This window comes from Thermoplasmata archaeon (genome assembly GCA_015063285.1).
Lineage (GTDB): Archaea > Thermoplasmatota > Thermoplasmata > Methanomassiliicoccales > Methanomethylophilaceae > Methanoprimaticola.
On the sequence record SUST01000028.1, the window covers coordinates 1 to 7349 of the forward strand.

At 54.6% G+C, this 7349-nt stretch carries 9 protein-coding genes; 4 read left to right on the forward strand and 5 right to left on the reverse strand.

The window, feature by feature from the left end; translation table 11 throughout:
- Window positions 1-145 precede the first annotated feature (145 nt).
- Window positions 146-1138: a hypothetical protein gene (locus E7Z62_08845; protein ID MBE6523208.1), complete on the forward strand. Its 993-nt coding sequence runs from the start codon at window positions 146-148 to the stop codon at window positions 1136-1138.
- Window positions 1139-1170: 32 nt separating this feature from the next.
- On the opposite strand, the gene E7Z62_08850 is transcribed toward E7Z62_08845, so the two are convergent.
- From E7Z62_08850 to cobI, 5 genes are read right to left on the reverse strand one after another with little or no spacing between them, the layout of a single operon-like run.
- Complete coding sequence (locus tag E7Z62_08850) at window positions 1171-1968, reverse strand: sirohydrochlorin cobaltochelatase (GenBank protein ID MBE6523209.1); 798 nt, start codon at window positions 1966-1968, stop codon at window positions 1171-1173.
- Between the two features lie 17 nt (window positions 1969-1985).
- Window positions 1986-2615 carry a precorrin-8X methylmutase gene (cbiC, locus tag E7Z62_08855; GenBank protein MBE6523210.1) on the reverse strand — a complete coding sequence of 210 codons (630 nt, stop codon included), beginning with the start codon at window positions 2613-2615 and terminating at the stop codon, window positions 1986-1988.
- An 11-nt stretch (window positions 2616-2626) separates the two neighbouring features.
- Window positions 2627-3361: a precorrin-3B C(17)-methyltransferase gene (cobJ, locus tag E7Z62_08860; GenBank protein ID MBE6523211.1), complete on the reverse strand. Its 735-nt coding sequence runs from the start codon at window positions 3359-3361 to the stop codon at window positions 2627-2629.
- Window positions 3358-4122, reverse strand: coding sequence for a precorrin-4 C(11)-methyltransferase (gene cobM, locus E7Z62_08865; protein MBE6523212.1), 765 nt, complete (start codon window positions 4120-4122; stop codon window positions 3358-3360). The genes cobJ and cobM overlap by 4 nt, the downstream gene beginning before the upstream one ends.
- Window positions 4119-4847, reverse strand: a complete 729-nt coding sequence (gene cobI / locus E7Z62_08870) for a precorrin-2 C(20)-methyltransferase (protein ID MBE6523213.1) — start codon at window positions 4845-4847, stop codon at window positions 4119-4121. The genes cobM and cobI overlap by 4 nt, the downstream gene beginning before the upstream one ends.
- Window positions 4848-4913: 66 nt before the next feature.
- Between cobI and cbiD the strand changes: the two genes are divergently transcribed.
- From cbiD to E7Z62_08885, 3 genes are all read left to right on the forward strand, one after another.
- Complete coding sequence (gene cbiD / locus E7Z62_08875) at window positions 4914-6047, forward strand: cobalamin biosynthesis protein CbiD (protein ID MBE6523214.1); 1134 nt, start codon at window positions 4914-4916, stop codon at window positions 6045-6047.
- Window positions 6044-7072: a cobalamin biosynthesis protein CbiG gene (locus tag E7Z62_08880; protein ID MBE6523215.1), complete on the forward strand. Its 1029-nt coding sequence runs from the start codon at window positions 6044-6046 to the stop codon at window positions 7070-7072. The genes cbiD and E7Z62_08880 overlap by 4 nt, the downstream gene beginning before the upstream one ends.
- A partial coding sequence (locus E7Z62_08885) for a precorrin-6A/cobalt-precorrin-6A reductase (GenBank protein ID MBE6523216.1) occupies window positions 7039-7349 on the forward strand: 311 nt, incomplete at its 3' end. The genes E7Z62_08880 and E7Z62_08885, both read left to right, overlap by 34 nt.

Below are 7349 nucleotides of genomic sequence, written 5' to 3' on the forward strand. Positions count from 1 at the left end.
CAGACATCCCTTTTCCACTTTCGGTTCGGTGTCTAAGGTTCCTAGATAATTCTGTTGAATCATTAATTCTGACGCTAAACCGAGGGTTTCCTCAATGCTATAAGAAAGCAATCGATAAAAGGAGGTATGTGAATTCTGTCCCTAAATGGACGACCGCAGCAAGGTTTTGGCAGTCATCGCAGCACTTATTGTCCTCATCTCGGGAATAGCAGTCGTGGCGAGCCTTCCGCATTCCGAACGTGATGATGGCATAACAATCGGAGTGACCTGGCGTCCAAACGCATCTGCCGAATCTTATGTGAACACGTTCAGGTCCATAGAGGCTGCCGGTGCGATCCCGGTCCGTCTCGGACAGGTATTCTCCTACGACCTATCGTATGACGCGTCCGGGAAGCTTTTGGAAGGCATCGATGAGAACGGGGCGTTGGACCGTCATGCCGCGGATATCGTGAAAGAGACCACATGGCATAATTCCAGTGTAGAGGAGATGATGGACGGCATCGATTTCGTCGTATTCCCCGGAGGGGACGATATCAGTTACAACCTCTACCGCAACCCGCAGGATTGGGGCGGTACGGATGAGGACAAGGTGTTCGAACCCGAGAGGGATGTGTCCGATTACATATGTATGACATACTGTCTCGACATGGATATTCCGTTGGTGGCCGTATGCAGAGGGATGCAGATGCTCGCGGTCGTATCAGGCGCGGAGATGATTCAGGACATTCCCGAATACTTCGAAGAGCATTCAGCAGAGTATCATTATGAGCACAGGAACCAACGCTCGTCGCCAGGCGCGTACAGAGATTATGCGCCACACGATGTGGTGATCGATAGGGATTCGAAGATATACGAGGTGATGGGCACAGAGATAGTCCGTAAGGTCCCGTCATGGCATCATCAGGCCGTTCTCGATGTCGAAGGCACCGCACTCAAAGTCACCGGGCGCACTTACACCGACGGTATCGGGATAATAGAGTCTCTGGAAAGGACCGACAAGACATGCGCGTTCGGTATCCAATATCATCCCGAGGCGGCTGTGGTGAAGCATCTCGACGATTATCCGAACAGATACGACTACATGGATTACCAATCTGCGATAGCCCTGTTCGATTGGATAGTCGATTATAAGGTATGAAGGGAAAAGGTGGGATCGCTCCCACCGGTGTTTCATTGTTTGATTACGTCTGCCAAGTGATCAAGGAAGAGGTCCTGGAAGGCTTTCTGCTCCCCGAGTCCCTCGAGCAGGCATTCGACTTCGCAGCCCGCATCGATAAACTTTGATTTCAGGGAGTCCTCGTCGTCCCCCGCCATATCGTTGGTGGCATGGTCTCCCGCGACCATCATGAACGGAGCGAGAACGACCTTGCTGTACTTGTGTCCAGCCATGAATTTCAACGTATCATCGAAGGACGGGTATCCCTCGACCGTCGTTACATAGACATGGTCGTAGCCCAAGGTCATCAGCTTCATCTGCAGCTGACAGTATGCGGAGTTCGCATAGTGCTCGGACCCGTGTCCCATGAAGACAATGGCCTTTCCGACCGAGGTGTCCTTGAAGATTCTCGAGAAGTACGCCTTGTCCATCGCTCCGATGACCGCATCGTAATCCTCGTCGGTCGTGAGCAGCGGCTTGCTGATCCTGAGGCATTTGAACTTGTCCCTGAAATCCGCTGAGATGTGCGCGACGAAATCGTACTCGGTCCCGTTCATAATATGGGTGGGCATCACGACCACCTGCTCGAATCCGTCATCGGCGAGTCTCTGCAGCGCCTCATCGATATAGTCGATGAAGATGCCGTCGCGCTCCTTCAGCTTCTTTATGATCATCTTGCTGGTGAAGGCCCTTCTGACCTCCCAGCCGCTGTACTTCTCGGCAACGGCCTTTTCGACCGCGTCGATGGTCTTCTCACGGGTCTCCTTGTAACTCGTTCCGAAGCTCACAACCAATATCGCTTTCTTGGACATCCTATCACCTGGGCGTTTCAACCCTTGTAATACATCATGGCATTACAGATGGTGGCGGCTATGTTGGAGCCGCCCTTCCTGCCAACAGGGATGATGTAGGGTACATCCCTCTCGAGGATGAGTTCCTTAGATTCGACGACGTTCACGAATCCCACCGGGGCGCCGATGATCAGAGCAGGCTTAAGCTCTCCCGCATCGATCATCTCCGCCAGTCTGACCAAGGCAGTGGGGGCGTTCCCTATCGCGAATATGACCGGGTGTTCCTTCGCGATCTCGGCACCCTTCTCCATGCAGATGGTGGCACGGGTGCATCCCCTTTCCTTAGCAGCCTTGACGACATCGTCGTCGCTTATGAAGCAGTGGACCTCTCCGCCGTACTCCTTCAGCTTGTTCTTGTTGATCCCCGCTGCGGCCATCTTGGTGTCGGTGACGATGTGTGCACCGTTCCTCAGGGCTTGGACCCCGATGTTCTCGGCGTCCTTGGAGAATCTAAGATTGTCAGCGTAGTCGAAGTCCGCGGAGGTGTGTATGCACCTCTTCACTATCGAGAACTGGGGCTCGGGCCATGTCCTGCCGTTCAGTTCGGATGTGATTATCTCCATGCTTCTTTTCTCAATATCCTCTGGTTTCACTACTGATATAGCCATTTCAACACACCTCAGATTCTGTATCCTCTGGGAGTTATCATGCGTCCGTTTGCGACATATGTCTGCGAATTGCCGATGATGACCATGCAGAACATGTCCACGTCCGCTTTGTCAAGATCGCCCAATGTGGTGATCTCCTTCCGCTCGTCATCGCGTCCGGCGTTGCGGACGATACCGACAGGGGTGTCGGCCGAGCGGTGTTTCAACAATATCTGTTGAGTCTGATTCAGGTATTCCGTCCTGCCCTTGCTCTTGGGGTTGTAGAGACAGACTATCATGTCTCCCTGGCCTGCGCAGTCCACGCGCTTCATGATGAGGTCTATGGGGGTCATGAGGTCGGACAGGCTGATGATCGCCAGGTCGTGCATCAGCGGGGCTCCGAGGACGGATGCCGCTGTGGAGGCAGCTGTTATTCCGGGGACGGTGTCGATCTCGATGTCGGCCTTCATCTCGTCCGCCAGCTGGTAGATGATCCCTGCCATACCGTAGATTCCGGAGTCTCCGGAGGAGATCATGGCGACATCCTTGCCTGCCATGGCATCCTCGATCGCCATCTTGCAGCGGTCGACCTCCTTCATCATCCCCGTCGCCTTGTAGGTCTTGTCGGGGAAGTAGGGCTTGATCATGTTGACGTATGTGGTGTATCCTGTGACGACATCTGCGTTCTGGATGACATCGGCGGCCTTGAATGTCATGTGCTCCTTGCCGCCGGGGCCGAAACCGACCACGTGGAGTTTTCCTTTCATTCATCCACCGCCTTGCGGAACTCTGTGGTGAAGTGCTTGTCGTAGAGTTTGGAGAGCTTGTAGTCCCCTTCGAGGAAGTTTCCGACGACGGTGAGCGCGGTCTTGGTGATGCCTGCGTCCTTGACCTTCTGCTCGATGTCTGCAAGGGTTCCGATGACGATCTTCTGGTCGGGCCATGTAGCCTTGTACACGACGGCGACAGGGGTCTCCGGAGGATAGCCTCCCTCGATGCACTGCTTCGAGAGCTCGTCGAGGAATCCGACGGATAGGAAGATGACCATTGTGGCCCTGTGCCTTGCCAGGTCCACGAGCTTCTCTCCCGGAGGCATGGGTGTCCTGCCCTCCATCCTGGTGAAGATGACTGTCTGACTCTGGTTCTCTCCGGGTAGGGTGTACTCCTTCTTGAGGACAGCGGCGGTTCCGAATGCGGAGCTGACTCCGGGAATGACCTCGTAATCGATCCCGAGCTCGTCGAGCCTGTCCATCTGCTCCCTGTGGGCGCCGTAGATGGCGGGATCCCCAGTGTGGACACGTACGCATTTCTTTCCCTCATCCTCCGCCTTCTTCATGACGTCGATGACCTCGTCCAGGTGCATGTATGCGCTGTCGTAGATCTTCGCATCGGGCTTGTGGCCGTCCAAGACGGCGGGGTTCACGAGAGAACCGGCATAGATGATCACATCGGCCTCGAGGATCTTGTTCTTTCCTTTGATCGTAATCAGTTCAGGGTCTCCGGGACCTGCTCCAATGAATGTTATCATTCTTTTTCCTCCGTTTTGATTAAAAGTGTTGTGAAGTAACCGTATTCGCGACCTTTGACGACAGGTCCGATGTACTGATCCTCCATACCGATGTTGCTCATGACCGTGATATCTTCGATCCTGCGTCCCTTCTTGACGACCATATCGGTGATCTGGTCCACATGCTTGTAAGCCTTCATGACGACGATGTTCTCGTGGTTGTCCAGGGCGTTCTCAAGCTTGTCGAACTGGGATACGTTGAATGGGATGACGACCAGGGATTCCTCACCCATGGTAAGGGGAATTCCTGCAAGGGATGCACCGTGACAGAACGAGGGTACACCGGGAACGAGCTCGGTCTGGTATCCTCTGGCCTTGATCATCTTGTCTATGCGCATGTACGTACTGAAAATGCTCAGGTCGCCAAGGGTGATCATGGCGATGCTCTTACCGGATTCCAGGGCCGAGCAGATGTCATCGTAGGCCTTCTTCCAGCCCTTCTCGCGCTCCGCGTAGTCGGGATTCATCGAGAAAACGTATTCTCTGACCTCTTTGCTGTCCACGTCTACGTTGGGTTTGATAATGTTGAGGGCGACACTTCCCTCTCCCGCTGTTTTGACCGGATATGCGATGATATCGCATGAATCAAGGATCTGTTTTGCCTTGATCGTAAGGAGTCCAGGCTCACCGGGACCTACGCTGATTCCATAAAGCTTTCCTGTCGTACGTACACCTTCTTTTTGGATGGGTAGACCAAACGAAAATAAATATTGTAGCCTATACCGTGGAGAGGTACGGCGGGCAGACTTAACATGGCGGACGATTCCTACGTTTTCGTGAACAACAAAATGCTCAGAAGAGGCCACACTACGGGCACTTGTGCAGCTGCAGCCACCAAAGCAGCCACTGAAGCACTGCTTTCTGGGAGGAGTGTGGACACAGTAACCATCCATACCCCCAAGGGCATAACTTTGGACCTGCCAGTCGAAGATATGCAGATAACGGATTCCTACGTTTCCTGTGCTGTCAGGAAGGACGGCGGGGACGACATCGATGCCACCCACGGCACGCTGGTCTATTCCAAAGTGTCCAAATCGGAATCCGGGATAAACATCGACGGAGGCGTCGGTGTAGGGAGGGTCACCAGGAAGGGATTGGACCAGCCCGTCGGTAACGCGGCCATTAATCGCGTCCCACGTTCAATGATCAAGGAGGCCGTCGAGGATGTTCGTTTCAACAGCGATTACGATGGCGGTTTCGACATCGAGATATCCGTCCCCGAAGGGATGGAGATCGCCAAGCGTACATTCAATCCCCGTCTTGGAATAGAGGGCGGGATATCCATATTGGGAACCAGCGGTATCGTCGAACCCATGAGCGAGACGGCCCTGGTCAACACCATCAAGGTGGAGATGAACATGCGCTCCCAGGGCAACAGGGTACTTCTGGTCGTCCCTGGAAACTACGGAAAGGAGTTCTCGCAGAGTTTCCCCGGTATAGATCCCGAGAAGGCGGTCAAATGCAGCAATTTCGTTGGGGAGATGCTCGACTACGCGGTCGAGATCGACAGGGACATCGTCTTGGTATCCAACCTTGGGAAGCTGGTCAAGGTCGCCGGAGGGATAATGAACACCCATTCCCGTAACGCGGATTCCAGGATGGAGATCCTTGCCGCCAATGCGGCCATGGCAGGAGCGTCCATGTCCACAGTCCAGAGGATCATGGGGTGCATCTCGACGGATGATGCGCTGGACGTCATCAACGAGGAGAACCTTATCGATGATGTTTCCAAGCTCCTGATAGACAAGGTTGAATTCTATATGAACCATCGCACCGGAGGGAAGATCAGGACGGCGGCCGTCATGTTCTCATCGGTATACGGGCTGCTGGCGAAGACCAGTCTCGCGGACGAGATGATGGAGGAGATCAGGGGTGAGGAACTATGAGGATCAATGCCGTGGCGTTCTCCACAAACGGTTGCCGGACCGCGATCAGACTCAAGGAAGCGTTCCCCGAGGAGGACCTGAGGATATTCGCCAAGACTCAATGCGACACTCTGGGAGTGGAGCGCATCGAGGGCAAGACGAGCGAATGGACCGGTAAGTCATTCGAGGAATGCGATGCGATTGTCTTCATCGGTGCGATCGGGATCGCGGTCAGATACATCGCGCCATACATCAAATCAAAGGCGACGGATCCCGCAGTCATCGGAATGGATGAGCACGGCCACTGGACCGTTGCTCTGTTGGCGGGACATATCGGCGGAGCGAACGCGCTCACCGCCAGGATAGCTGAGCGTCTGGGTTCCGAACCCATCATAACGACGGCCACGGATCTCAACGGAAAGTTCTCCGTGGATACGTTCGCGACCGTCAATGGTCTCAGGATAATGGGTCTCAAGACGGCCCAGGACGTCTCGGTCAGGGTGCTGGACGGCGCATTCGTCGGATTCACAACCGAGATCCCGGTGAAGGGGGACCTCCCTGTCGGGCTGACTCCCGCAGATTCAGGAGAATTCGGAGTCAGCATCTCGGTGGATGTCGAGAAGAAACCGTTCGACACCACGATGAAGCTCGTCCCGATGGACATAATCCTCGGGATAGGATGCAAGCGCGACACAGATCCGGAGAAGCTGAGGGAGTTCGTGACCGAGATCCTCAGGGAGGACGGGATCCCTTCTCAGAGGATAGGGGCCGTATGCAGTGTGGACCTCAAGAAGGACGAGGCGGCCATATTGGAGCTGGCGAAGCATTTCAGGGTACCTGCGAAATTCTACACGTCCGAGGAATTGATGTCCCTGGAGGGAGAGTTCACCAAATCCGATTTCGTCAAGTCCATAACATCCGTGGACTGCGTTTGCGAGAGGTCTTCAGTGAAGCCTTTCGGCGGAGAGATAACAAGAAGGAAGACCGCGAAGGACGGCATGACCGTTGCGATATGCCGCAGACCGATGGAGCTGAGGTTCCTATGAGCGGCATCTTCATCTTTTCAGGTACAAGCGAGGGCAGGACCATATCCAAATTGCTGGCGGACGCGGGAGCGGATGTCCATGTCAGGGTGGCCACAGAATACGGTGCAGAGGTCATGGGATACGACGAGAACATCGATGTCAAGGTCGGGAGCTGCGGAGGTGCCGAAGGCATCGCCAACGTCATACGCGAGAACGGATATGACACCGTCATCGATGCCACTCACCCGTATGCCCTTAACATCACGGAACACATCAAGCAGGCCTGCCAGGCGACGGG

What these genes read in the sequence shown, in the direction of transcription:
- E7Z62_08880 (MBE6523215.1), top strand. Translation starts at nt 6,044, where the DNA reads ATGAGGATCAATGCCGTGGCGTTCTCCACAAACGGTTGCCGGACCGCG.
- cbiC (MBE6523210.1), bottom strand. Translation starts at nt 2,615, where the DNA reads ATGGCTATATCAGTAGTGAAACCAGAGGATATTGAGAAAAGAAGCATG.
- E7Z62_08845 (MBE6523208.1), top strand. Translation starts at nt 146, where the DNA reads ATGGACGACCGCAGCAAGGTTTTGGCAGTCATCGCAGCACTTATTGTC.
- cobM (MBE6523212.1), bottom strand. Translation starts at nt 4,122, where the DNA reads ATGATAACATTCATTGGAGCAGGTCCCGGAGACCCTGAACTGATTACG.
- cobJ (MBE6523211.1), bottom strand. Translation starts at nt 3,361, where the DNA reads ATGAAAGGAAAACTCCACGTGGTCGGTTTCGGCCCCGGCGGCAAGGAG.
- E7Z62_08850 (MBE6523209.1), bottom strand. Translation starts at nt 1,968, where the DNA reads ATGTCCAAGAAAGCGATATTGGTTGTGAGCTTCGGAACGAGTTACAAG.
- cbiD (MBE6523214.1), top strand. Translation starts at nt 4,914, where the DNA reads ATGGCGGACGATTCCTACGTTTTCGTGAACAACAAAATGCTCAGAAGA.